The following is a 24,153-nucleotide window of genomic DNA, read 5'->3' on the forward strand; positions in this document are numbered from 1 at the left end:
GGGCCGGACAATGGAAAGCGCAATTGTAGAACTGAAATTTTCTTTAAACACTTTTTACTTTTTAATTTCGGGCGTACTGGTTATGTGGATGGCAGCAGGGTTTGCCATGCTCGAAGCTGGATTGGTTCGTTCAAAAAACACCACAGAGATTTTAACTAAAAATATTACCCTCTATGCGATAGCGTGTACGATGTTTTTGCTCGTTGGTTACAACATTATGTATGTGGGCAATACCGAAGGCGGAATCGTGCCAAGTTTTGGTGCATTGATTGGAGAGGCGGCTGCGGATGCTGATCATGCCTTAGAGTCTGACTTCTTTTTCCAAGTTGTTTTTGTCGCTACCGCCATGTCGATTGTATCAGGTGCTGTTGCTGAGCGTATGAAGTTATGGGCATTTTTGGCCTTCACTGTAGTACTTACAGGGTTTATCTATCCAGTGGAAGGTTACTGGACATGGGGCGGAGGCTTCTTATCTAAACTTGGTTTTGTTGATTTTGCAGGATCGGCGATTGTACACGGTGCAGGAGCTGCGGCGGCATTATCAGGGGTAATATTGCTAGGTGCACGTAAAGGTAAATATGGCAAAAATGGTGAAATCTACCCAATTCCAGGCTCAAACATGCCTTTAGCGACACTGGGTACGTTTATTTTGTGGATGGGCTGGTTTGGTTTTAATGGCGGGTCGCAATTATTCTTGGCGGATAAGTCAAATGCAGTAGCAGTCAGCCAAATCTTGCTAAATACCAATGCGGCTGCAGCTACTGGGGCAATCGCGGCGCTACTTGTGTGTAAAGCACTGTGGGGGAAAGCAGACTTAACGATGGTGTTAAATGGCGCATTAGCTGGATTAGTGGTTATTACTGCTGAGCCTGCATCACCAACGCCATTACTTGCATGTATGTTGGGGGCTCTGGGTGGCTCTTTAGTGGTATTTAGTATCGTATTCTTAGATAAAGCTAAAATCGATGACCCCGTTGGTGCAATTTCAGTGCACGGTACCTGTGGTATTTTAGGGGTGATGTTAGTGCCTTTATCTAACGGCGATGCGACATTTGTAAATCAACTGATTGGCTTAGCATGTATCCTAGGATTTGTATTTGTTGTGTCTTATCTAGTATGGGCATTACTAAAAACGACTATGGGTATTCGTGTTGGCGAAGAAGAAGAAATAAACGGTATGGATCAACATGATTGTGGTATTGATGCATACCCTGAGTTTGTGTCTGTTCGCAGCCAATAAAGCACGCAACATTAACACTTATTAAATTGCATGAGCGGGCCAAAATGGCCCGTTCTCTCTTTCAGGCTTGGTTAATCTAGGGTACTCTATGCTTCGGCATAATTAACTCAGAAGTTTGTAATAAGTGGCATGGTAGATAAAAAGAATAACGACGCAGAGAAACCCCAAAAAAAGTCTACAAATACACCAGCCAATACGCGTCGCAGAAAAGCCTCTGCATCTAAAGCGAAAACTCCTCCTCGTAAATCTGCTGTTGGGGCAATCAAACATCGTATCTTACAAACTTGCTGGCGGTTTTTTTACAAAGGCACTATCGCTATTGTGGTGCTCGTCAGTTTTTATTTAATTTACTTAGATGCAAAAATCACTCGCCAATTTGAAGGCAGTAAGTGGCAGTTGCCTGTACAAGTGTATGCGCGAGCCATGGACTTCTATCCAGAGCAGTTTCTATCAGAAGATGAAGTTATTTGGGAGCTCAAGCGTCTTAACTACTCTCAGGTAAATAAAATTAACCGTACGGGGCAATACGTGCTGCAAGGGCGAACTATAAAAATATATCGTCGAGCTTTCGAGTTTTATAATGGCGCGGAGCCTGGGCAGGTATTTACTTTAAGTTTTGCCGGTAAACGCTTAGTCAATATTGTTGATGAAAATGGTCGACGCATAAAACAAGCGCGCTTGGAGCCTGTACAAATTGCTCGTATTGGTAATGAATCTAAACAAGACCGAGAGTTTGTGCCTTTAGATAAGTTTCCCAATATTTTGAAACAGGCATTGCTGGTGGTTGAAGATAGGAATTTCTATGATCACCACGGCGTGTCTGTGTGGTCAATCTTACGCGCGTTATACACCAACCTGAAAGCGGGACGAACGGTGCAAGGTGGCAGTACCTTGACTCAGCAATTGGCGAAAAATTTTTACTTAACTCGCGAACGCTCAATTGTTAGAAAAATCAATGAAGCCTTTATTGCGCTGATCTTGGATTATCGTTATAGCAAAGATGAAATTTTAGAAGCTTATCTTAACGAAGTCTTTATGGGTCAAGCATACAACCAAGGAGTGCACGGTATGGGCTTGGCTGCGGAGTTTTATTTTGCTAAACCCGTTGATGAGCTTGAGTTTGACCAAATTGCTATGTTGGTTGCGATGGTTAAAGGACCCTCTTTTTACAACCCAAGGCGCTATCCTGAGCGTGTACAAGAGAGGAGAGACTTGGTACTGCGATTACTTGCAGAGCAAGGATATATCTCAACCAATGAGCTGCGCCAAGCATTAGTAAGGCCTGTCAAAGTCCAGCCATTAAAAAAGAGTCGCGAACAAAACTATCCAGGCTACCTAGAACTGGTTGATAGAGAGCTTAAAGCGTTACTGACAAATCAAGAAATCATCAACGCAGGGGTACGGATTTTTACCTATTTTGATCTGCAAAAACAAGCAGCGATGGAAGAGGCGGTGCGCACTGGCCTGCCATACCTTGAACGGCGTTTTGATACAGAGCAACTGGAAACAGCAATGATCTCTGTCAATGTCGCTAAAGGCGGTGTGTCTGCTTTGGTAGCTGGGCGTGACGTGCGCTTTAGTGGATTTAACCGCGTACTAGATACTAAACGCAACATCGGCTCTTTAGTTAAGCCTGCGATTTATCTAACAGCATTGGAAAAACCTAAATACAATTTAGGTACATTGCTTGAAGATGGCCCGCTACAAGTCACTGATGAGTCAGGTGATGTATGGCGCCCTGAAAACTTTGATCATAAATACCGAGGTGTTTTACCTCTTTATCAAGCATTTAGTAACAGTATTAATATCCCCGCGGTGAATTTAGGGCTCGATGTTGGAGTGCATAATGTTGCCGCTACACTTAAAAAACTCGGTATAGAGTCGCAAATAAATCAATATCCTTCGCTGTTGTTAGGTGCGTTGGAGCTGTCGAGCTTTGAAGTTGCGCAAATGTACACCACACTTGCGGGCAATGGAGTTTACCGTCAACTTACCACGATTTCTGCGATGACCAATGCCACTGGTAAGGTGCTTTATGAGCATGATGTAATAAATCGTGAGCGCTTTAGTGAGCAAGCTGTCTATATGACTAAGTATGGATTAAAGAAAGTGACTAAAGAAGGCACTGCAAAAAGGTTGAATGTACACTTTCCATCTATTCAGCTAGCGGGAAAAACGGGCACCAGTAATGATTTACGAGACAGCTGGTTTGCAGGTTTTGACCATAATACGGTAACGGTTACTTGGCTGGGAAGGGATGACAATCAATCGACTGGTCTAACCGGTGCCAATGGCGCGTTAGAGCTTTATATCCGTTACTTGAAACCACTTAACCCACAAGCCATAGCCGACAATCGCCCAAGTGATGTTCGCTGGGCATTTGTAAACCCGCTGACGGGTAAACAAGCACCCCCAGGGTGCGGTAAGGTGATCCAGTTGCCGATACGTGAAAGTGAGTTTAAGCCAAGACCTCTGTGTGAATAAACACCGAGGTCTTGAGAACTAGCTAGCTTTTGAACTGATTCATTGCTTTTTGTAATTTTTGAGCCATTGCAGCTAGTTTTAAGGCATCTTCTTCCGTTGCCTGTGCTGAGCTTAGTGTATGTTCAGCAAGTTCATTGACTTCACTGGCATCGATAAGCGCTTGTTGTGTAGCCCGGCTTTGTTGTTGCACCAACTGGGCGATATGGGCACCTTGCTCATCAATTTTAACCATACTTTGCTGAGCTTGCTGTAATACTTGGTTGGTTTGATCGGCTGCCGCAACACCTTGCTCCATTTTCTCTACGCTGCTGCGCATTTTGCTTTGTGTATCGTTCGAGGCATTTTGCAAAGAGCTAATTATGGTATGTATTTCCTCGGTTTGTTGTTGGGTTCTTTTAGCTAAGGTTCTCACCTCATCGGCAACCACAGCAAAGCCTCTACCTTGCTCTCCGGCCCTGGCAGCTTCTATGGCAGCATTTAGGGCTAGTAGGTTGGTTTGCTCTGCAATCTCACTAATGGCTGCGCTGACTTTACTGATGTTTTGGCTATCTTGGGCAAGTTTATCCAGTGCTATGCGGCTTTCTTCAAACTCTTTTTGCAGCAGTGTCATATGTTGAGCTAGTTCAGTGGTGTTTGCAGAGCTTTGCTTAACTTGCTGTGCTGCGGTGCTGGCTAATTCAGTGGCATGTTGCGCGGAGCTTTCTACCGAATCTGCAACATGGGCCATTTCACTCAAAGCACCATGGATCATGCTTATTTTATGCTGCTGTTGATCAACATCACTACGGGTATCATGGCTGATTTGGGTGAGCTTTGAGGTTTCACCATCAAGCTCTAAGCTGGTTGTATTGACATCTTTTAATAGCGCAATGAAAGCCGTTAGCACTTTGTTGTATTGGGCAACAATGATGGTCATTTCATCTTTGCCATAGGGGTTGGCTTTGGCGCGTAAGTCACCTTGTGCAGCAAGGGCTGCTGCGTCAGCAAAGCTGGAAATACTATCTACAACCGCGAAGTAGAAGCCGTACATTAAGTATATTGCCAATAAAAGACTGAGTGCAGAAGCGATAGCGACGCCATTTCGGATGAATTTTTGTCTGGTAATTTTGTCTGTTAGTAGTTGATTTAACAAAGGCGTTGCTTGGCCAATCAACTCAGACACATCTGTAATAACCGCTTGATGAAGCTGCTTGAACTGGGCATTCGACAGCTCTAAGTTATCTGGGTCTAGTAGCTTTTCTTTGATGGTATTTTTGTATCGAGTTAGGCTGGTTTCTAAACGTTCAATCGGTTGCTGCAATTGCTTTTTTGTTTGCGGGTTTGCAATCATTGCCACAGCCAGTTTGGTATCCAGCTGAGTGTAAAATGTCAGCAGAACTTTGTTTAGGTTCGACAGGGCAATAAAGCTGTCTGGGGTAAATTCACCTTGCTCTATCACCAGGCGAGCTTGCTCGGCAAGGGCATTGATTTGCTCTACCAATTTAGGGGTAGACTCGACTAAGGCTCGGTTGATATACGAGCGAGCAAGGTCATCATCGATTGCAAGCTTAGATTGAATTGATACTTGCTCAATGACCGAGTCTTGCGAGTTCAGTTGGTAGTTGGCCTTTGTGGCAATTGCGTGATTATCCTGTTCTTGCATTTGCATCATGTTATTGAGCAGCTTTGGATACAAATTCAAACCTTGCTGCTGTTGGGCACTGATATTGATTGAATGAGACAGTATGTTAGTAAGGAAAAACAAACTGACACTCAGCGGCACCAGTAAAATACCAAATACCAAGGTGATTTTGGTTTTGTATTTAAGGTTTGCCATTAGATGTATTGCGGGCGCACAAAAAGCTCTTAGTCCATGCATAAGGTTCACTTTCTTAGGGTAGTAGTGTTATAAAGACCTGATAAAACTTAATCTTAGTTCAAGTTTGTTTAATTTGTGCGAAGCGGATGAAATGCTTTTAAAAAGAAGGTGCAGCTAGCCCAAGATAGCTAGCTGCGAATAGAGCTTGATTATAGCTTTGCAAACGCGCGTTTTGCTGCGGCAATGGTATCATCAATATCTTGTTGGGTATGCATAGTACTAACAAAGCCCGCTTCGAACGCTGATGGCGCAAGGTAAACGCCTTCTTCAAGCATTAAGTGGAAGAAACGCTTAAAGCGCTCTAAGTCACACTCTGTTGCTTGAGCGAAGCTGTTAACGCTATCAGCCTCGGTAAAGAAGAAGCCAAACATACCGCCTGCATAGTTTGTTGTAAGCGCAATGCCTGTTTCATCCGCTGCTTGTTGGAAACCATCGCACAGTGCCTTACTTTTAGCTTCAAGCTGCGCGTGTAAGCCTTCTTCACTTAACAGTTCAAGCGCTTTTAAACCTGCAGCCATCGCGATTGGATTACCTGACAAAGTACCTGCTTGGTAAACTGGGCCTACCGGCGCGATATAGTCCATAATCTCTTGCTTACCACCAAAGGCGCCGACAGGCATACCACCACCGATAACTTTACCTAAGCACGTTAGGTCTGGTGTAATGTTGTAGTATTGCTGTGCACCACCTAATGCAACGCGAAAGCCGGTCATCACTTCATCAAAAATAAGCACGCTACCGTGGTTGTCACATACCTCACGCAAGCCTTCTAAAAAGCCAGGTACTGGTGGAATACAGTTCATATTACCCGCGACAGGTTCTACGATGATGCAGGCAATTTCGTCTTTATATTGCTCAAAAATAGCTTTTACTTCGTCCAAATTATTGAACGACACAGTTAACGTATGTTTTGCAAAATCGGCTGGAATACCCGGTGAGTTAGGCACGCCCATAGTCAGTGCGCCTGAGCCTGCTTTTACCAGCAGAGAGTCTGCATGGCCATGGTAGCAGCCTTCAAACTTAAGAATTTTGTCACGCCCTGTGTAACCACGAGCTAGGCGAATAGCACTCATTGTCGCTTCGGTGCCTGAGCTAACCATGCGAACTTTTTCAATGGATGGCACCAGTTCTTTGACTTTTTCAGCCATAAGAATTTCTGTTTCGGTTGGCGCGCCATAGCTTAGGCCGTTTTCTACTGCAGCTAATACGGCTTGTTTTATTTGTGGGTGGTTATGACCTAAAATCATCGGTCCCCATGAACCTACGTAGTCTATGTACTTGTTATTATCAGCATCAAAGGTATAAGGCCCCTGCGCTTTGGTGATAAAAAGAGGCGTACCTCCCACACCATTAAAGGCGCGCACTGGAGAGTTTACGCCACCAGGGATGGACGCTTGGGCACGAATAAATAAATCTTTGCTAATTGTCATTATGATTCCTATCGGTTAACTGTTACTTTTGCGGCTAAACCAAGGCACGTCTGCTTCGTACTTTTCAACTTGGTTTTCGACCCCTAAGGTCAGGGCAAAGAGTGCCATACGGATAAGTACGCCATTTTGTACTTGGCGGAAAATAGCGAGGTTATCGTTGTTATTTAAGTCATTATCTAGCTCATTGGCATCACTACGGCTATCACGAGGCAACGGATGCATTAAAATTGAGCTTGGTTTACAGTGTGCGTTGTAAATGGCTTGGCTGATCCTAAAACCACCACGGTACTTATTGGCTTCCTCTTGCGACGGAAAGCGCTCTTCTTGGATACGTGTTTGGTATACGATGTCAGCCGCTAGATTGCCTTCCATTTTTGAGACAAGTTCAATTTTGTGACCTGCGTTACTGACGCTATCAAGAATGTAATCAGGCATTTGCAAACCATCAGGAGCAACCATGGTGAAGCGAACATCTTTGTAGTGGCAAAGTAATTTAGACAGTGAATGTACCGTGCGGCCGTACTTTAAATCACCAACAAGTGCGATATGCATGCCATCAATGCCACGCTCAAAACGACTTAACTCACGTTCGATAGTCAGCAAATCAAGTAACGCTTGAGTTGGGTGCTCGTTAGGGCCATCACCACCATTGATCACGGGGACATCAGAGCCCGTGGCAAACTCGCTAACAGAGCCTGCATCTGGATGGCGCATCGCAACCGCATCTGCATACGCTGAAATAACGCGCGCGGTGTCATAAAGAGATTCACCTTTAGCCAGTGCAGAGCTTTGCATGCCTGTTGTTTCACGCACCAAACCGCCGAGTAGATTAAATGCGGTGCCAAAGCTTACTCGAGTACGAGTACTAGGTTCAAAAAACAGATTCGCTAAAATAGCACCTTCGAGCACACGAGTGCGCTTGTGCTTTTTCGCGTATGGCTCCATTTTTTTTGCTACAGCAAAGATATGTTCAATCGCTTCTCTGTCTAACTGATTGACAGAAAGAATGTTTTCACCTTGGAAACTTAACATTGGGCGGTTCCTAATCACAACTTAACAACGGGTCACAAACAGCTAGGCAACCCAACCGTGATAACGCGGACATAACATCGCGGTTATTTGGCGCGCTATCATAGCATAGTTATAGATTAGGTTTGAGTATTGCGAGCAGTACAATGACTAATAAAAGTATCACTGGAAATTCATTAAACACTCGATAAAAGCGATGACTCTTTTGGTTACGGTCGTGTTTAAAATCATTCAGTAGTTTAAAACAGTAACCATGATAAGCGTATAGGATAATTACGAGCACCAATTTGTAGTGCAGCCACATGCTATGACGAAACCATTCCCTGCCATACTCATAAATTGTGAGTACGCCAAATAGCAGCGTAAACAACGCAAATGGCGTAACGAAGTAAAGTAAGCGCCTTTCCATAATTTTTAGCATGGCACTACAGGATTTTTCTTCCGTCATAGCGTGATAAACAAACAAGCGAGGCAGATAAAAAATACCAGCAAACCAAGCAATCATAAAGAATATATGTAGGGCTTTGTAAATCAAAAGTGCGCTCATTACATCTCCATCAAAGTAAACTATTTCGAATAGTTAAAATATGTCGAATTTGGTCCCATCGTAATAGTCCCATAATTTGTTTATCATCTTTTTGGCTGTAAACATATACCGCGCCACTGCGCTTGTCTTTTAAAATGTCGAATGCATCTGACAAAGTGGCTTGGCTGCTTAACCCTTGTAGTGGAATATAAGAAATCCCGACATTTTGGTCACTCATTAAACTCAAATCATATTCAGCGAGTCTATAGCCATTTTCTTCATCATATACGATCAAAGGCGTTTGACTGTTCACCGCAGCGAGAGTTTCTTTTATTTGTTCTTTATCGTCAGAGTAGAGAAGTTTAAAGTTTTCATCCATCTCTTCCATAATGCCGACTTTTTGCAATGCTTCGCTTGCAGGAGAAACCTGATAGGGGAGACCTTGGAAATCCAGTTGCTGCAAAAAGATAGAGCGATTGCCAAAAACCTGTAATGCCGTGACATAGGCCGTTGATATTACCAGCATGGCTGGTACGATGATCTGTGGATTAGAGGTAAGCTCCATTACCGCTGTTAATGCTGCAAGTGGCGCGTGTAAAGTAGCAGCTAATAGCCCTGCCATACCTAAAACGCCATAGGTGCCGCTGACATCAAGTTCTGGGGTAATAAACTGGGCGAAGAACGACATCAAGGTGCCCATAATAACGCCCAGCCCGATAACAGGCCCTATTAAACCACCGGGAATACCTAAACCAATTGCAAATAGAGTTGCTAGTAATTTGGCTATTAAAACAGTTGTTAATAGTTGCATATTATCGGGAGAGTCAACGGCTAAACTGATGGCACTCATACCTGAACCCATTGCTTCTGGAACCATATAACCAATAAATCCAGCGATAAGGCCTGCCAATAACAAACGAGGAAACATGTTTACCGAATTAAAGGTTTTAATAATAAGCATAAGGTTTTGGTTAAAACTAAAGGCGATTGCACCTAAAACCACTCCACAGAGGATCAGATAGGGATAATGCCAAAAGCTTAAAGGTGTAATGCTGAACAGAGCTAACTCACTATCACTACCGAATACAAATTGTGTTGCTAATGCGCCAGTTACTGCGGCCAGCATGATGGGCACAAAAATGTGTATTTTGTATTCCCTAAGTACCACTTCCATTACAAAAATAACGGCAGCAAGTGGTGTATTAAAAGACGCTGCAATACCTGCTGCTACGCCGCATCCCGCCAACGTTCTGGCTGCGTTATGTGGTAAGTGAAGACGCTCGGCTAAAATACTTGCGCCAGTTGCTCCCATATGAACAGAGGGGCCCTCTCTACCAACAGAGAAGCCACAGATAAGAGCAACAGCACCACCAAAAAACTGGTTAGCACTGTTCCATATTGGCATCTTTCCGTAATGATGCTTGATGCGATGGATCACAAAGGGGATACCCAAACGATAGTGTTTAAAACCAGTTAGATCAGCAAATACCGCAATCAGTAAGGCTCCAAGGACAGGTAACACGACCCGCTGATATTCAGCAAGTGTTGAGAAGTTATCGCTTGTTTGCAAAAACAACGCTTGCACTTGTGTGATGGTAAGTCGGAACAGGATAATCAAAATGGCGGCCAATAGCCCAGCAATTACGCCAAGTAAGCATAATTGGACAGAAGTTTTGGGCTTGGCTAGGCGACGCCTTAGAGTATCCAGCGACATGTTTGAATTCCGAGTCATAATAAGGACTTAAGTTTATCAAAAAAATGTCATAGCGTCCTTGATTAGTGAATATTTAATTCGCTATTTTTGCACTGTTTAACCTTGTGAGGGGCCAAATAACTATACTTGATTAAAACACTCGGGTATTAGATAATTGCCGCATAAAATGTACAAGGGTCGAGTGAAAATGTCTGAACAGTTACCTATCCAATTTAGCGATGCAGCAGCAAATCGAGTTAAAGAGCTTATCGAAGAGGAAGAAAATCCGAACCTTAAGTTGCGTGTTTATGTAACTGGAGGTGGCTGCTCGGGTTTCCAGTATGGTTTCACATTTGATGAAAAGGCCAACCCAGGAGACCTAGAAATTGAAAAAAATGGCGTAACTATGGTTGTTGATCCGATGAGTATTCAGTACCTCATCGATGGTACGGTAGATTACACAGAAGGGCTAGAAGGGGCTCGATTCTTTGTCGATAACCCAAATGCAACGACAACATGCGGTTGCGGTGCTAGTTTCAGTGTATAACTGTTTTTAAATGAATGAAGCCACTTATTTATAGTGGCTTTTTTTATGTTTGGTGTGTGACCTGAATCATTAGAACAAAGAAGCCTAATACAAAGGTACTAAATGCCAAAATATATAAAAAACCTTTTTTTCCCTTTTTTATTGGCACACCATTAGTGCGTAAAAAGCAATACCACGCAAAACACAGCAAAATTGGTAATAAAAACAGCAATCGGATCATATATATTCAGCCTACATTTGGGTTAATTTGTTAATATTAGGTCTAAGTTTATATTTTTTAAAGAAAAATATTTTATTATTAAAAGTGGTACATTTTATAAAATTTTTGTTAAAGTTAAGGGGCTTTACTACATCGGTAGAAAGTTAAAAATAGTTTAAGTTCTAATTAGGTGTTAAAAGAATTATAGTCTATACCTAATTTGGTACATAGGGACAAATCAGGCTATTCGCTGGTGTTCCTATTGTATACATTACATTACTTCAAATGAGACGGGCATATTTCATTTGAATTTTTTATGAATATCATCTAGTAGGAGATGTTTAATATGATGGGAAAAACGGTTTCTTCTGAAGAAAACGGCAAGCTAACTAAATGGCTAAAATCTAAGCGTCATGAGAAAGGCCATACAATGCGCAGCCTTGCACAGGTATTGGGTACTCCGCATTCTTTCATCGGAAAAATTGAGAACCAAGAGCGTCGTTTAGACGTGATAGAGTTTTTACGTTATTGTGAAGCGCTTGAAGTTGACCCGTATGAGGGACTTCACCTGCTGAAAGACGAGCAGTAATGCTTGCTTAAGCAATAAGGTGCAAGGAATTGCACCTCGACCTTTCTTCACTTTCAACACTTGATTCAGCAAAGTTAATTTACCTTCAATAGCCTTCACTTATTTTGTCGTCACATCTCTACCATGATACGCGCTTTCGATTGCGTATAGCTTATGTCTAATTAAATATAAGAAAGCTAAAGATGGGGTAACCATGACGGCGGTTAAGGCAAAAAACAATGCCCAGTTTCCACCAAACCAATCATCTATCACCACACCACTATAGCTAGAGAGCACTGTACGCCCTAAGCTGCTTAATGACGCCAATAAGGCATAATGTGTGGCACTAAATGCTCTATCGCATAGCATGGAAATAAACGCGACCATAGCGACTAGTGACCACGCTTGCGTAAAACCATCAATGACTATTGCAAGTGCATATAAATGCTCTTTGGGTCCTGCAATGGCTATCCATGAGAACATTAAGTTTGACGCAGCCATTGCTATTCCACTAATGAATAGCCCTTTGACGATACCGTATTTGTGATTGAATATACTGCCTAAAAAGGCAAATATAATAGTAATAACGCCAGTACCCAATTTTGAGTACTGTGCAATTTGGCTATTGCTAAAGCCTACTTCTTTATAAAAAACAATCGACATTCTTGCCAAGAATGACTCTCCAATTTTGAATAAAAACACAAAGGCCAATAGCGCAAGCGCGGTTTTAACACCGTTTTTTCTAAAAAAGCTTCTAAACGGTTCAACTAAAGTAACAGCCAGCCAAGCACTTAGGCGGCTAATTGTGCCTGGAGCCAACTTAGAAAGCTTATTCTGGTAATCTTGTTCTAGTTGTGCTTGCACTACGTCGCGAATGGACTCAGGCTCTTTGGCAAACAAAGTGACCAACAGCAGCATCAGCATGATGCCAGCAAGAATAATATAGATATAAGGCCAGTCGAAGTTTGGAAGATCAGCCAAAAAGAATGGCATTGCGCCTAGTAGGGCATAGCCAGTCCACCAACCAGAGGTTGCCATGGCGGCAGCTGCGGTTGCCTTTTCACTTTCGTCTTCTGGCAAAGAATCAATTCGAAACGCATCAATTGCAATATCATGTGTTGCAGATGCAAGCGCAATAATAAAGCACAATAGGGCAGCTAAAAACAGTTGTTCTTTGAGTACGATGGTTGACATGGCAAGTGCGGCGCTTGCGGTGATCACTTGGCATAATGCTATCCAGCTTCGCCTTTGGCCAAGGAGCCTTCCTAATATAGGCAGCTTGATACGGTCTAACAATGGCGACCATAAAAAATTAACCGTATAAGCCGCAAAGACAATACCAAACAGGCCTATCATACTGCGACTAAGTCCTTCATCTTTTAGCCAAGCAGACATGACTGAGCCAATCAGCACCCATGGGAAGCCACTGCTGATCCCCAACATAAAAATAGTCACGAGGCGCTTGTCAGTGTAGTAGCCTAAATATTCACGCAAACTTGCTTTGAGGATCATGTGATTCCTTGCTAATTAAAGGGGCTCTGCTTCGAGTACGCTGACATCAAAAATAACAACAGGTGTTTTAGGAATAAATGTATAGCCGAGCTTACTGTTGTAGCCGGTTTCAACCTGCATGATTTTATCTAAAGTTTCATACCCTTCGACTACATTACCAAACACTGCAAAGCCCCAACCTCGACCAGGGTTTAAATGGTCGTTATCATTCATATTGAAGAAGAACTGACGAGTACCCGAATGTGGTTTGTTGTCTTGATATGCCATAGCAACTGAGTACATATCATTTTTTAAGCCGTTACCACTTTCGTTAAAAATAGGGGCGCGTTCGAACATACCATCATATTCTTTGTCATAGCCACCTCCTTGAATGACAAAGTCCGTTTCGTTGGCTTCGTCTCGCTCTACTCTATGAAATACGGAACCTTTGTAATCGCCATTGATAACATAAGTCAAAAAGTTATTTACTGTAATTGGTGCACGAGACCTGTCTAGTTCAATGATGATATCACCTAAGCTCGTCACCATTTTTACACGCGGAAATAGGTTATCTTTTTGTACAAATCGGCCTTCTTTATTGGCTGCGAAACTAGATAGAGAAAACAATAAGCATGATAAGAAAATGATGATATTTTTCATTATGATCCCTGTAAAAATTGAATAAGTTCTTTATCAGACACAATGCGAGTGATGAGTAGCTCAGTCAAGTTATTGAGTTGACCTTCTATTTTGGCTTGATCATGTTTTAGTGGGCCACTAAGCTGCGCTTTGGCATGATAGCTTTTTTCAAAGCGTTTTGAGCCTTTGGCAACTTCGATACTAAATTTGGCGTGTGCATTGCTCTGATGTTCAGTCAAAGATTCTGTGATTTTGGCACCAAACTCATTGATGTGCAGAATAAATTGATTGTTTGTTATTTCAGTTAATTGAGCGCCGTTGGTTTGTAGCGCTTGGCGAAGCGTATCGCCAACGATATTTGGTAGAGACGCATCAGGTAAATACACTGCGGGCTCTTGCTCTAGCACGCGTATGGTAAAATTACTTGTGCGGTTATCTTCTACCGAAACCTGTAATGGGATGTTTAGGCGCGTTAATTGTCCTGCCGAGTAGTTAGGACTGAGGATCACAGATTTAGGTGCGCTGGCGCAGCCTGCTAAAAAAACAGCGAAAACAGCAGTGGGTAATTTCATCGTTTAACCTCTTCGTATCGTACTGAGTACTGTAAATTTTTTATTATTTCCTATCACCTTACAGTTGCCAAATAAGCGGTTTAGCTTGTCTTGATAATCAAGGTGGCGATTGCCGATGATCCTTAATTCACCACCTTTTTTCAGCACCTGTTTAGCCTGTACAAACATTTGCCAGGCAATATGATCGGTGATTGCTTGAGCTTGGTGAAAAGGAGGGTTACATAACACTAGATCAGCTGAACCTGGGGTGAAGTCACTAAGACAATCGTTTTGTACAAATCGGCAGCGCTCTAGCGCATCTGGCAAATTTACAGTGATGTTAACTTCGGCACTGGCAACTGCCATTGCTGACTCATCAATAAAAGTGAGTTCGGCGTTGGGCATTTTGCTAAGAGTCATAAGCCCTATCACACCGTTACCACAGCCTAAATCTATTACTTTTAAAGGTTTTTTACCCTGTGGTAGATAATTCATGAAAAAACGTGCGCCAATATCTAGTGAATCTCGAGAGAATACGTTGGCATGATTGGTCAGGGTATAGTCGGTTTTTTCAAGTGGCCACGACACGGGAAACTTGCTGTTAACGGGCTTTGCCGTTGTTTCACTAAAAATGAGTCGTGCTTTTTTTACAGCTAGACTGGTGGTTGGCTCGCTTAAAAAATGGCTAAAGCTTTTCAGTGTAGAAGAGTGGATCTCTTTGGCTTTGCCACCTGCAATAACTTTAATTCCACTGGGTAAATGGCTAAGCAGAGCCAGTTGGTGAGCTAAAAATCCAGCATTTTTTGGTACCTTTATAATAACTAAGTCAACATCATGAGGGTATTCGCTTAAGCTGTCTAAATAGCTTACGCCATCCTGTTCAAGTTGATTTTCTTCAAGGTTATACTGGCAAGCCTGCTGGCTAACAAAGGAGTCATTAACGTTAATGATGTGTCTTTGATTGCAGCCAAGAGCTTTTAACGCACAGGTTAGCGCACCAAAACTGTCATTGAGTATCAAAATACGTAAAGCTTGGTTATGATGTTCCTGTACGTGATCGATGAGGTATTCGTCGGCCGCATCCCATGCTTGCAGACTACGGTTTTTTTGTTCTAAAGGAAAACGGTGTAAGGTTAGGGCGTGGCCACCTAATAACGCATCAGTTGTCATAATATTGTGTAACATGTAGTGAATAGGTCAATGGTATCATGACATCGAGCCAGTCTGAACAGCTCTTGCCTCCAGGTTTTGATTATTATCCCAAGGTGATGAGCTTATCTAAGAGCATTTCGTTGTATGACTATTTATGTCGTCAGCTCAATTGGCAGCAACCTAGCATTCAAGTGTACGGTAAGCACCATCTCATTCCTCGTATGCAGTGTTTTATTGCCGACAAAGAGGTGTCTTACAGTTATTCAAAACAAACATTAGCGAATACACCTTGGCCAGAGCCCTTGTTGGCGATGCGTCGGCGTTTGCAACAAACCTATGGACATCGATTCAATGCCTTACTCGCCAATTGGTATCGTAATGGCCAAGATAAAATGGGTTGGCACAGTGATGATGAAGCTGAACTTGGCGCTAAACCATGCATTGTGTCTATTTCTTTGGGGGCGACTCGCAAATTCAAAATCAAACATAAAACCACACAGCAGCAATATGACATTATGTTGCAAAGCGGAAGTTGCCTAGTCATGCATGGAGATAGCCAGCGTGATTACCAGCACTCGCTTCCTATGCAAGCGAAAGTCAGTAGTGGGCGAATTAATTTAACCTTTAGAACGGTTGGTCAATAAAGTACAAAAGCGTATAGTAGCGCTCATAAATGAAACTTAAATGAAGAGGTTAGCATGTCGATGCAAGCACTCATCCATGAAAAAATAGCGGCAGCTATTAGCTGTAAGCACCTCAATGTTGTTAATGAAAGTCACATGCACTCGCGCGGTGAAGACTCTCATTTCAAAGTAGTGGTTGTAAGTGAAGAGTTTGCTGGCAAGCGTCTGTTGCAGCGCCATCGCAAAATTAATGAAATATTAAAAGATGAACTGGCTAATCATATTCATGCTTTGTCAATTCATGCGTATACGCCTGATGAATACAGCGAAAGAGCAGGGCAAACCCCTGATTCGCCTAATTGTTTAGGCGGCTCAAAATTTGATAACTAGCTGATCAGACCTGTATTTGTCTGATCAACCATTAAACTATGACAGTTTTTGAAAAATTATAGGATTGATTATGGTCGTTAAACCGAAAATTCGTGGTTTTATTTGTACCAACGCACACCCTCAAGGCTGTGCTGCACATGTGCAAGAGCAGATTGCTTATGTTAAAGCACAAGGCCCAATTGCCAATGGCCCTAAAAATGTACTGGTTATCGGTGCATCCACTGGTTATGGCTTAGCTTCGCGTATCACCGCTGCTTTTGGTGCCGGTGCGAAGACGTTAGGTATCTTTTTCGAAAAAGAAGGTTCAGAGCGTAAGACTGCTTCGGCAGGTTGGTACAATACTGCGGCTTTCCAGCAAGCGGCTGATGAAGCTGGTTTATGGTCAAAAAATATTAACGGCGATGCGTTTTCTGATGAAATAAAAGCAAAGACAGTTGAAACCATAAAAGCTGAAATGGGTAAAGTAGACTTAGTTATTTATAGCTTGGCATCACCTCGTCGTACTGACCCTAAAACCGGTGAGGTTTACTCTTCAACGCTAAAACCAATCGGCAGCGACATTACCACGAAAAACTTAAATACTTCAAAGCGCGAAATTGATGAAGTAACGGTAGAAGCAGCTAACGAAGATGAGATTGCTAACACCGTTAAAGTGATGGGCGGCGAAGATTGGGAGCTTTGGATTGACGCGCTTAAACAAGCTGACGTATTAGCTGATAACTTCAAGACAACTGCTTATACCTATATTGGTAAAGAACTGACTTGGCCTATTTATGGTCATGCAACCATTGGTAAAGCCAAAGAAGACTTAGACCGCGCAACGGTTGCTATTAAGGAAGCTACAGCTACGTTAAACGGTGAAGCATATGTATCATCATTAAATGCGGTTGTAACACAAGCAAGTTCTGCGATTCCTATTATGCCGTTATATATCTCTGCGCTGTTTAAAGTAATGAAAGCCGACGGTACCTACGAGGGCACAATTGAGCAGATCAATGCTTTATTCCGTGAAAACTTGTATGGTGAAACGCCACGTTTTGACGAAGGCGGCCATTTATTCCAAAACTACAAAGAGCTTGAAGATGACGTGCAAGCGCGCGTACAACACATTTGGGATACCGTTAAAACAGAAACCATCGATGAGCTGACAGATTACGTGGGTTATCACAATGAGTTCTTACGTTTATTTGGCTTTGGTATCGACGAAATAGATTATGAACAAGACGTTAACCCTGACGTGGCAATCAATAATCTTATCTAACTAAGTGAATAACACTTAGAGAAAACGGCTAATTTCAGCATTATTTGTAATGATTGATTAGCCGTTTTTTTATTGTCTTTTTTCTTAAAGGCTTGCCTTTTAGTGTGTGGCTAAAGAAGTTGAGTAAAAGGCAAATTCTTTTTCCATCAGGTGTTAATGCCTAATGGGCAGATGTTTTTGATCAAGACAATTTGCAAAGGCTTTTGCTGAGAGTGATCTGTCAACGATTAACGTTTTGAAAATGTAGTAATGGCTTTACTTTATTTTCAAACGTGCGCTTTTCAGTCACCTAATCCTTTGCGAGCAAATTTAGTAAAAGCATTTTTTTGCACTCATAGAGTGACGCACTTTCTATTGTGCTACTTTAGTCTATACTGCTCTCAATGCTCGCTACAAAGCCGATGAAAGGCATATAAATTTTGTATTTCCACTCGCATAGTCTGGGTGATTAATGTTAAAATCACAGAAATATGTGAGAACACAACTACGATGCTTGTGCGATATTCGTTCAGGTGGCTCTTTGATACCGAAAAATATGAGGCAACAAGCGCCGTGGTGATTAAAGATTTTTCAATTTCTTTCCGTTAATGTAATGCAAGTGCGTATGATCAACATAAAAAAAGGTCTGGACTTACCCATAGAGGGCGCGCCTCAGCAAGTGATTCATGATGGTTCTGCCGTCAAACGAGTTGCTGTGCTCGGCGAAGAGTTTATTGGTATGCGTCCTACCATGCATGTTCGTGTGGATGACCAAGTCAAAAAAGGCCAAATTCTTTTTGAAGACAAGAAGAATCCAGGCGTTAAGTTTACTGCACCAGCTGCTGGTGTAGTTAAAGAAATCAACCGTGGTGCTAAGCGTGTACTGCAATCCGTTGTGATTGAAGTACAAGGCAATGAGCAAATCACTTTTGACAAGTTTGCGGCTATAGAATTAAGTGGCTTAGAGCGTGACAAAGTGAAAAATGTGCTTGTTGAATCAGGTCAATGGCCTGCGCTAAGAGCACGTCCTTTTAGCAAAGTAGCTGCAATTGATGCAACACCAAGTTCTATCTTCGTGACTGCAATCGATACCAATCCATTAGCTGCTGATCCTGCTGTGATTATTGCTGAAAATGTGGAAGCATTTGAAGCGGGTCTCGCGGTAGTGTCACGTTTAACTGATGGTAAGGTATTTGTTTGTAAGCAAGCAGGTAGCAAGGTGCCAAGTTCATCACTTTCACAAGTTGAAGTGCATGAATTTGCAGGTGTTCATCCGGCAGGCTTAGTGGGTACTCATATTCACTACTTGGATCCAGTATCTGCTAGTAAGCAGGTATGGCATCTAGGATATCAAGACGTAATAGCGTTTGGTCAGTTGTTCTTAACTGGCGAAATTTACGCTGAGCGTGTGGTATCACTAGCTGGTCCTCGTGTGAAAAACCCACGTTTAGTTAAAACTCAACTAGGTGCGTCGCTAACAGATTTAGTTGCAGGCGAGCTTGAAGACGGTGATAACCGAGTCATTTCTGGCTCTGTGTTAGCTGGTAAAACAGCAACCGGCCCTCACGCTTTCCTTGGTCGCTACCATGTTCAAGTATCAGTACTGCTTGAAGGTCGCGAAAAAGAACTATTTGGTTGGATTGCACCAGGTAGTGACAAGTTCTCAGTAACACGTACATTCATTTCACACTTAACACCAAGTCGCTTGTTTAAAATGACAACGTCGACGGGTGGTTCTAAGCGTGCGATGTTACCAATCGGTAATTATGAGCGTGTTATGCCACTCGATATCTTACCAACTCCATTACTACGTGATTTAATCTCACGTGATGTGGATAGTGCGATTGCGTTGGGCGCATTAGAGCTAGATGAAGAAGATTTAGCACTATGTACCTTCGTATGTCCTGGCAAGTATGAGTACGGTTCAATCCTACGTGATTGCCTGACTACTATCGAGAAGGAAGGTTAAAAATGGCCTTAAAGAAATTTTTAGAAGACATTGAACCTCACTTTGAACCAGGTGGTAAACACGAAAAGTGGTATGCACTGTATGAAGCAGTCGCTACTATTTTCTATACGCCTGGTTATGTAAACAAAGGTGCAACTCACGTACGTGATAACATCGACCTAAAACGTATTATGATTTTAGTGTGGATGGCAACTTTCCCAGCTATGTTCTTTGGTATGTTCAACATCGGTCATCAGGCAGCTATTGCGCTTGGTAATGGTTTTGAACTTGCTAACACATGGCAAGTAGCGATGTTCCAAGCGCTGGGTGGTGAATTAACCGCGCAGTCAGGCTGGGGCGCGAAGATGTTCTACGGTGCATGTTTCTACTTACCTATCTACGCGACAGTTTTTGCTGTGGGTGGTTTTTGGGAAGTATTATTCGCATCAATCCGTAAGCACGAAGTTAACGAAGGTTTCTTCGTAACATCTGTTCTATTCTCTTTGATTCTTCCTGCTACAATTCCTCTTTGGCAAGCAGCACTAGGTATCACTTTTGGTGTTGTTATTGCAAAAGAAGTATTCGGTGGTACAGGTCGTAACTTCTTAAACCCTGCGTTAGCTGGTCGTGCGTTCTTGTTCTTTGCATACCCTGCAAACATCTCAGGTGACACGGTATGGACAGCAGTAGATTCATTCTCTGGCGCTACATACTTAGGTCAAGCGGCTCAAGGTGCTTTAGATTTCAACAACATGGCTCTTTGGTGGGATGCGTTTTATGGCTTCATCCAAGGTTCTATGGGTGAAACATCAACACTGGCACTGATGTTAGGTGGTTTCTTCTTAATGTATGTGCGTATCGCTTCATGGCGCATCGTACTAGGTGTATTCCTAGGTATGGTTGCTATGGCAAGCTTGTTTAATGCATTAGGTTCAGATACTAACGCTGCGTTTGCTATGCCTTGGTACTGGCACTTAGTGGTAGGTGGTTTTGCATTTGGTATGTTCTTTATGGCGACTGACCCAGTTTCTGCGTCTTTCACTAATAAAGGTAAGTTTGCATACGGTGCATTAATTGGTGTGATGGTGGTATTAATCCGTGTGGTTAACCCGGCATACCCAGAAGGCATGATGTTAGCAATTCTATTCGCTAACCTATTTGCTCCGCTATTCGACCACTTTGTTGTGCAGTCTAATGTTAAGAGGAGATTAGCACGTGTCTAGTAACAATGAATCTATTGGCAAAACGTTAGGCGTTGTTGTTGGCCTGTGTTTGGTATGTGCGATCGTCGTATCTGTTGCATCAGTGCAGTTACGTCCACTGCAACAAGCTAACAAAATCAAGGACGTTCAACGCAATATCCTTGCTGCTGCTGGCTTTAAAGATGTTAAAGACGTTGAAGCAACATTTAACGCAAATATTGAATCGCGCGTTATTGATATGAAAACAGGTGAATATGTAGATGTTGACCCACTTTCATTTGATTTCGAAAGCACAAAATATGATGCTGCGCGCAGCTTTGCTATTCCTAAAGAAGACGACCTTGCCGGTGTGCAGCGTATGACTAACAACTCGCCAGTTTATCTTGCAAAAGATGAAAATGGTCAGGTGTCTACAGTTATTCTGCCTATTCAAGGTTATGGTCTTTGGGGCGTTATGTTTGGCTTCTTAGCAATGGATGCTGAAGGTCAAACAATCAAGGCAATTCAGTTCTACAAGCACAACGAAACTGCGGGTCTAGGTGGAGAAATCCAAAACCCTAAGTGGACAGCGACGTGGGAAGGTAAGCAACTTCCAATTGACATCGTTAAAGGTACTGCTGGTAACAATGAGCACAAAATTGATGGCTTATCTGGTGCTACTTTAACCTCAAACGGTGTAGATAACACGATTGACTTTTGGACAAGCAACAAAGGCTTTGGTCCATTCCTTGCGAAAGTACGTAAAGGAGCATTGAACTAATGGCTAATACTAAAGAAATGAAACAAGTCTTGTTTGGCCCTGTCTTTGCAAACAACCCAATTGCCCTTCAGGTACTTGGTATTTGTTCTGCACTGGCGGTAACATCAAGCCTTAAGAACGCATTGATCATGTCAATCGCATTGACATTGGTAACTGCTTTCTCAAGCCTATTCATCTCTATGATCCGTAACCATATTCCATCAAGTGTACGTATCATTGTTCAGATGACCATCATCGCATCATTGGTAATTGTAGTAGATCAAATCTTGCAAGCGGTTGTTTACTCAACAGCGAAAGAGCTATCTACCTTTATCGGTTTGATCATTACCAACTGTATCGTAATGGGTCGTGCAGAAGCATATGCAATGAAGTCGCCGCCAACTATGTCATTCCTAGATGGTATTGGTAATGGTTTAGGCTACTCAGTTGTTCTTCTAACGATTGGTTTTGTTCGTGAACTATTTGGTTCAGGTACATTGTTTGGTGTTGAAATCTTACCTCTGGTTTCTGATGGTGGTTGGTACCGTCCAATGGGTCTACTAATTATGCCATTTAGCTCGTTCTTCTTAGTGGGTATCTTTATTTGGATACTTCGCACATACAAGAAAGAACAAGTAGAAGCGAAGGCATAAGGGGAGAGAGATGGAACATTATATTAGCTTATTCGTAAAAGCGGTTTTTATTGAAAACTTAGCTTTATCTTTCTTCTTAGGGATGTGTACATTCTTAGCAGTATCTAAGAAAGTAACCACGTCTTTAGGCCTAGGTGTTGCTGTAATCTTTGTACTTGGTGTGTCTGTACCAGTAAACAATCTAGTTTATTACGCGGTATTGGCACCAGGTGCACTTGAGTGGTTAGGTTTTGCTGAAGCAGACCTTAGCTTCTTACGCTTCTTGACCTTTATCGGTGTAATTGCTGCGCTAGTACAAATCCTTGAGATGGCACTAGATAAGTTTTTCCCTGCACTTTACAACGCATTGGGCATCTTCTTACCTCTTATCACCGTAAACTGTGCAATTTTTGGTGCGGTTTCATTCATGGTTGAGCGTAACCTGAACTTTGGTGAATCAGTGGTATTTGGTATTGGTTCTGGTGTGGGTTGGGCATTAGCAATCGTATTGCTTGCTGGTATCCGTGAAAAAATGAAATATGCAGATGTACCAGATGGTCTTCGTGGTTTAGGTATTACCTTTATCACTGTTGGTCTAATGGGCTTTGGCTTTATGTCATTCTCTGGTATTTCACTGTAAAGGTAGCGAGGAAAAATCATGCTTGAGGTATATTTAGGCGTAGGGATGTTCATTGCTATCGTTGTTATCTTAGTTTTAGTAATTATTGCAGCTAAATCTAAGTTAGTAGCAAGTGGTGACATCACAATCGGAATTAATGGTGATCCGGATAAAGCGATTACGACATCAGCTGGTAGTAAACTACTAGGAGCGTTAGCTAATTCAGGTATTTTCGTATCGTCAGCGTGTGGTGGCGGTGGCTCATGTGGTCAGTGTCGCGTACACATTAAATCAGGTGGTGGTGACATTCTACCAACTGAACTTGATCACATCTCTAAAGGTGAAGCTCGTGAGGGCTGCCGTTTAGCGTGTCAGGTAAACGTGAAGAACGACATGGAAATTGAACTTGAAGAGTCAATTTTCGGTGTTAAAAAGTGGGAATGTACAGTTATCTCTAACGATAACAAAGCGACGTTCATCAAGGAGCTAAAACTAGCTATTCCTGATGGTGAGTCAGTACCTTTCCGTGCGGGTGGTTATATCCAGATTGAAGCTCCACCACACCACGTTAAATACGCAGACTATGATATTCCAGCAGAATATCGTCCAGATTGGGAGCGTTTTGGCTTCTTCAATCTTGAGTCTAAAGTGGATGATGAAACAATTCGTGCGTACTCAATGGCTAACTACCCTGGAGAGTTTGGCATCATCATGCTTAACGTACGTATTGCAACTCCGCCGCCAAATAACTTGTCTCTACCTTGTGGTAAAATGTCTTCGTACATTTGGTCACTTAAAGAAGGTGACAAAGTTACTATCTCTGGTCCATTTGGTGAGTTCTTCGCTAAAGATACTGATGCAGAAATGGTATTCGTTGGTGGTGGTGCAGGTATGGCACCGATGCGTTCGCACATTTTTGACCAGCTTAAGCGTCTTAACTCTAAGCGTAAGATGTCTTTCTGGTACGGTGCGCGTTCTAAACGTGAAATGTTCTACGTTGAGGACTTCGACGGCTTAGCGGCTGAGAACGATAACTTCGTATGGCATACGGCGTTGTCAGATCCACAACCAGAAGATAACTGGGAAGGTTACACAGGCTTCATCCACAACGTACTTTATGAAAACTACTTAAAAGATCATGAAGCGCCGGAAGATTGTGAGTTCTACATGTGTGGTCCTCCAATGATGAACGCAGCTGTAATCAACATGCTAAAAGAACTAGGTGTAGAAGACGAAAATATCTTACTTGATGATTTCGGTGGCTAGTGAGCTTTTAGTTATGATCCAAAACACAGTTTTGCGATAAAATATAAGCCCCAAGGTTTTTTAAGCCTTGGGGTTTTTTATTATGTT

The 24,153-nt window shown here is 42.5% G+C and carries 22 protein-coding genes; 13 read left to right on the forward strand and 9 right to left on the reverse strand.

Features of this window, described 5'->3' with window-relative positions:
- The first annotated feature begins 10 nt into the window (after positions 1-10).
- The gene (locus HC733_RS00735; protein WP_190363150.1) at positions 11-1,240 is read left to right on the forward strand and encodes an ammonium transporter; all 1,230 of its coding nucleotides are present in this window, start codon (positions 11-13) and stop codon (positions 1,238-1,240) included.
- 129 nt (positions 1,241-1,369) lie between these two features.
- Positions 1,370-3,724 carry a penicillin-binding protein 1B gene (gene mrcB, locus HC733_RS00740; protein WP_190363151.1) on the forward strand — a complete coding sequence of 785 codons (2,355 nt, stop codon included), beginning with the start codon at positions 1,370-1,372 and terminating at the stop codon, positions 3,722-3,724.
- Positions 3,725-3,746: 22 nt separating this feature from the next.
- On the opposite strand, the gene HC733_RS00745 is transcribed toward mrcB, so the two are convergent.
- The 5 genes from HC733_RS00745 to HC733_RS00765 form a co-directional block, all read right to left on the reverse strand.
- On the reverse strand, positions 3,747-5,582 hold the full coding sequence (locus HC733_RS00745) for a methyl-accepting chemotaxis protein (protein ID WP_190363152.1): 1,836 nt from the start codon (positions 5,580-5,582) through the stop codon (positions 3,747-3,749).
- A 149-nt stretch (positions 5,583-5,731) separates the two neighbouring features.
- Entirely contained in the window at positions 5,732-7,012 is a 1,281-nt protein-coding gene (hemL, locus tag HC733_RS00750; RefSeq protein ID WP_190363153.1) for a glutamate-1-semialdehyde 2,1-aminomutase, read from the reverse strand.
- Positions 7,013-7,027: 15 nt separating this feature from the next.
- On the reverse strand, positions 7,028-8,044 hold the full coding sequence (locus HC733_RS00755) for an aspartate carbamoyltransferase (protein ID WP_190363154.1): 1,017 nt from the start codon (positions 8,042-8,044) through the stop codon (positions 7,028-7,030).
- Positions 8,045-8,153: 109 nt separating this feature from the next.
- Positions 8,154-8,588 (reverse strand): CopD family protein, encoded by a 435-nt coding sequence (locus HC733_RS00760; protein WP_190363155.1) that lies wholly within the window; start codon positions 8,586-8,588, stop codon positions 8,154-8,156.
- A 10-nt stretch (positions 8,589-8,598) separates the two neighbouring features.
- Positions 8,599-10,281: a chloride channel protein gene (locus HC733_RS00765; protein ID WP_190363156.1), complete on the reverse strand. Its 1,683-nt coding sequence runs from the start codon at positions 10,279-10,281 to the stop codon at positions 8,599-8,601.
- A 187-nt stretch (positions 10,282-10,468) separates the two neighbouring features.
- Here HC733_RS00765 and erpA point away from each other — a divergent pair, with 187 nt between their 5' ends.
- On the forward strand, positions 10,469-10,807 hold the full coding sequence (gene erpA / locus HC733_RS00770) for an iron-sulfur cluster insertion protein ErpA (protein WP_190363157.1): 339 nt from the start codon (positions 10,469-10,471) through the stop codon (positions 10,805-10,807).
- A gap of 545 nt (positions 10,808-11,352) precedes the next feature.
- Positions 11,353-11,595, forward strand: a complete 243-nt coding sequence (locus HC733_RS00775) for a helix-turn-helix domain-containing protein (protein ID WP_070983810.1) — start codon at positions 11,353-11,355, stop codon at positions 11,593-11,595.
- Between the two features lie 99 nt (positions 11,596-11,694).
- Here the strand turns inward: HC733_RS00775 and HC733_RS00780 are convergent, their stop codons facing one another.
- Genes HC733_RS00780 through HC733_RS00795 form a run of 4 tightly spaced genes read right to left on the reverse strand, consistent with a single transcriptional unit; the run spans position 11,695 to position 15,425 of the window.
- Positions 11,695-13,086 (reverse strand): AmpG family muropeptide MFS transporter, encoded by a 1,392-nt coding sequence (locus HC733_RS00780; RefSeq protein ID WP_190363158.1) that lies wholly within the window; start codon positions 13,084-13,086, stop codon positions 11,695-11,697.
- A 15-nt stretch (positions 13,087-13,101) separates the two neighbouring features.
- On the reverse strand, positions 13,102-13,725 hold the full coding sequence (locus HC733_RS00785; RefSeq protein WP_190363159.1) for a peptidylprolyl isomerase: 624 nt from the start codon (positions 13,723-13,725) through the stop codon (positions 13,102-13,104).
- Entirely contained in the window at positions 13,725-14,276 is a 552-nt protein-coding gene (locus HC733_RS00790; RefSeq protein ID WP_190363160.1) for a YajG family lipoprotein, read from the reverse strand. Before HC733_RS00790 ends, HC733_RS00785 begins: the two co-directional genes overlap by 1 nt.
- A gap of 3 nt (positions 14,277-14,279) precedes the next feature.
- On the reverse strand, positions 14,280-15,425 hold the full coding sequence (locus tag HC733_RS00795) for a methyltransferase (protein ID WP_190363161.1): 1,146 nt from the start codon (positions 15,423-15,425) through the stop codon (positions 14,280-14,282).
- 38 nt (positions 15,426-15,463) lie between these two features.
- Here HC733_RS00795 and HC733_RS00800 point away from each other — a divergent pair, with 38 nt between their 5' ends.
- The 9 genes from HC733_RS00800 to nqrF all read left to right on the forward strand — a co-directional run bounded on the left by HC733_RS00800 (position 15,464) and on the right by nqrF (position 24,066).
- Positions 15,464-16,051 carry an alpha-ketoglutarate-dependent dioxygenase AlkB gene (locus tag HC733_RS00800; RefSeq protein WP_194709926.1) on the forward strand — a complete coding sequence of 196 codons (588 nt, stop codon included), beginning with the start codon at positions 15,464-15,466 and terminating at the stop codon, positions 16,049-16,051.
- Between the two features lie 54 nt (positions 16,052-16,105).
- Entirely contained in the window at positions 16,106-16,420 is a 315-nt protein-coding gene (locus HC733_RS00805) for a BolA family protein (RefSeq protein ID WP_190363162.1), read from the forward strand.
- Between the two features lie 70 nt (positions 16,421-16,490).
- Positions 16,491-17,681 carry an enoyl-ACP reductase FabV gene (fabV, locus tag HC733_RS00810; RefSeq protein WP_190363163.1) on the forward strand — a complete coding sequence of 397 codons (1,191 nt, stop codon included), beginning with the start codon at positions 16,491-16,493 and terminating at the stop codon, positions 17,679-17,681.
- Positions 17,682-18,285: 604 nt separating this feature from the next.
- On the forward strand, positions 18,286-19,629 hold the full coding sequence (locus HC733_RS00815) for a Na(+)-translocating NADH-quinone reductase subunit A (RefSeq protein WP_190363164.1): 1,344 nt from the start codon (positions 18,286-18,288) through the stop codon (positions 19,627-19,629).
- 2 nt (positions 19,630-19,631) lie between these two features.
- Entirely contained in the window at positions 19,632-20,831 is a 1,200-nt protein-coding gene (locus tag HC733_RS00820; protein WP_190363165.1) for an NADH:ubiquinone reductase (Na(+)-transporting) subunit B, read from the forward strand.
- The gene (locus HC733_RS00825; protein WP_190363166.1) at positions 20,824-21,570 is read left to right on the forward strand and encodes a Na(+)-translocating NADH-quinone reductase subunit C; all 747 of its coding nucleotides are present in this window, start codon (positions 20,824-20,826) and stop codon (positions 21,568-21,570) included. The genes HC733_RS00820 and HC733_RS00825 overlap by 8 nt, the downstream gene beginning before the upstream one ends.
- Entirely contained in the window at positions 21,570-22,202 is a 633-nt protein-coding gene (locus HC733_RS00830; RefSeq protein WP_190363167.1) for an NADH:ubiquinone reductase (Na(+)-transporting) subunit D, read from the forward strand. Before HC733_RS00825 ends, HC733_RS00830 begins: the two co-directional genes overlap by 1 nt.
- A gap of 10 nt (positions 22,203-22,212) precedes the next feature.
- The gene (gene nqrE / locus HC733_RS00835) at positions 22,213-22,821 is read left to right on the forward strand and encodes an NADH:ubiquinone reductase (Na(+)-transporting) subunit E (protein WP_190363168.1); all 609 of its coding nucleotides are present in this window, start codon (positions 22,213-22,215) and stop codon (positions 22,819-22,821) included.
- A gap of 18 nt (positions 22,822-22,839) precedes the next feature.
- The gene (gene nqrF / locus HC733_RS00840; protein ID WP_190363169.1) at positions 22,840-24,066 is read left to right on the forward strand and encodes an NADH:ubiquinone reductase (Na(+)-transporting) subunit F; all 1,227 of its coding nucleotides are present in this window, start codon (positions 22,840-22,842) and stop codon (positions 24,064-24,066) included.
- Positions 24,067-24,153: the final 87 nt, after the last annotated feature.

It is taken from the genome of Pseudoalteromonas sp. S16_S37, from assembly GCF_014694405.1.
Lineage (GTDB): Bacteria > Pseudomonadota > Gammaproteobacteria > Enterobacterales > Alteromonadaceae > Pseudoalteromonas.

Coding starts and splice junctions, on each gene's coding strand:
- nqrF (WP_190363169.1), top strand. CDS start 22,840: ATGCTTGAGGTATATTTAGGCGTAGGGATGTTCATTGCTATCGTTGTT.
- HC733_RS00800 (WP_194709926.1), top strand. CDS start 15,464: ATGACATCGAGCCAGTCTGAACAGCTCTTGCCTCCAGGTTTTGATTAT.
- fabV (WP_190363163.1), top strand. CDS start 16,491: ATGGTCGTTAAACCGAAAATTCGTGGTTTTATTTGTACCAACGCACAC.
- mrcB (WP_190363151.1), top strand. CDS start 1,370: ATGGTAGATAAAAAGAATAACGACGCAGAGAAACCCCAAAAAAAGTCT.
- HC733_RS00780 (WP_190363158.1), bottom strand. CDS start 13,086: ATGATCCTCAAAGCAAGTTTGCGTGAATATTTAGGCTACTACACTGAC.
- HC733_RS00755 (WP_190363154.1), bottom strand. CDS start 8,044: ATGTTAAGTTTCCAAGGTGAAAACATTCTTTCTGTCAATCAGTTAGAC.
- nqrE (WP_190363168.1), top strand. CDS start 22,213: ATGGAACATTATATTAGCTTATTCGTAAAAGCGGTTTTTATTGAAAAC.
- HC733_RS00830 (WP_190363167.1), top strand. CDS start 21,570: ATGGCTAATACTAAAGAAATGAAACAAGTCTTGTTTGGCCCTGTCTTT.
- HC733_RS00820 (WP_190363165.1), top strand. CDS start 19,632: ATGGCCTTAAAGAAATTTTTAGAAGACATTGAACCTCACTTTGAACCA.
- HC733_RS00775 (WP_070983810.1), top strand. CDS start 11,353: ATGATGGGAAAAACGGTTTCTTCTGAAGAAAACGGCAAGCTAACTAAA.
- HC733_RS00735 (WP_190363150.1), top strand. CDS start 11: ATGGAAAGCGCAATTGTAGAACTGAAATTTTCTTTAAACACTTTTTAC.
- HC733_RS00745 (WP_190363152.1), bottom strand. CDS start 5,582: ATGCATGGACTAAGAGCTTTTTGTGCGCCCGCAATACATCTAATGGCA.
- erpA (WP_190363157.1), top strand. CDS start 10,469: ATGTCTGAACAGTTACCTATCCAATTTAGCGATGCAGCAGCAAATCGA.
- HC733_RS00765 (WP_190363156.1), bottom strand. CDS start 10,281: ATGTCGCTGGATACTCTAAGGCGTCGCCTAGCCAAGCCCAAAACTTCT.
- hemL (WP_190363153.1), bottom strand. CDS start 7,012: ATGACAATTAGCAAAGATTTATTTATTCGTGCCCAAGCGTCCATCCCT.
- HC733_RS00805 (WP_190363162.1), top strand. CDS start 16,106: ATGTCGATGCAAGCACTCATCCATGAAAAAATAGCGGCAGCTATTAGC.
- HC733_RS00795 (WP_190363161.1), bottom strand. CDS start 15,425: ATGACAACTGATGCGTTATTAGGTGGCCACGCCCTAACCTTACACCGT.
- HC733_RS00760 (WP_190363155.1), bottom strand. CDS start 8,588: ATGAGCGCACTTTTGATTTACAAAGCCCTACATATATTCTTTATGATT.
- HC733_RS00815 (WP_190363164.1), top strand. CDS start 18,286: ATGATCAACATAAAAAAAGGTCTGGACTTACCCATAGAGGGCGCGCCT.
- HC733_RS00790 (WP_190363160.1), bottom strand. CDS start 14,276: ATGAAATTACCCACTGCTGTTTTCGCTGTTTTTTTAGCAGGCTGCGCC.
- HC733_RS00785 (WP_190363159.1), bottom strand. CDS start 13,725: ATGAAAAATATCATCATTTTCTTATCATGCTTATTGTTTTCTCTATCT.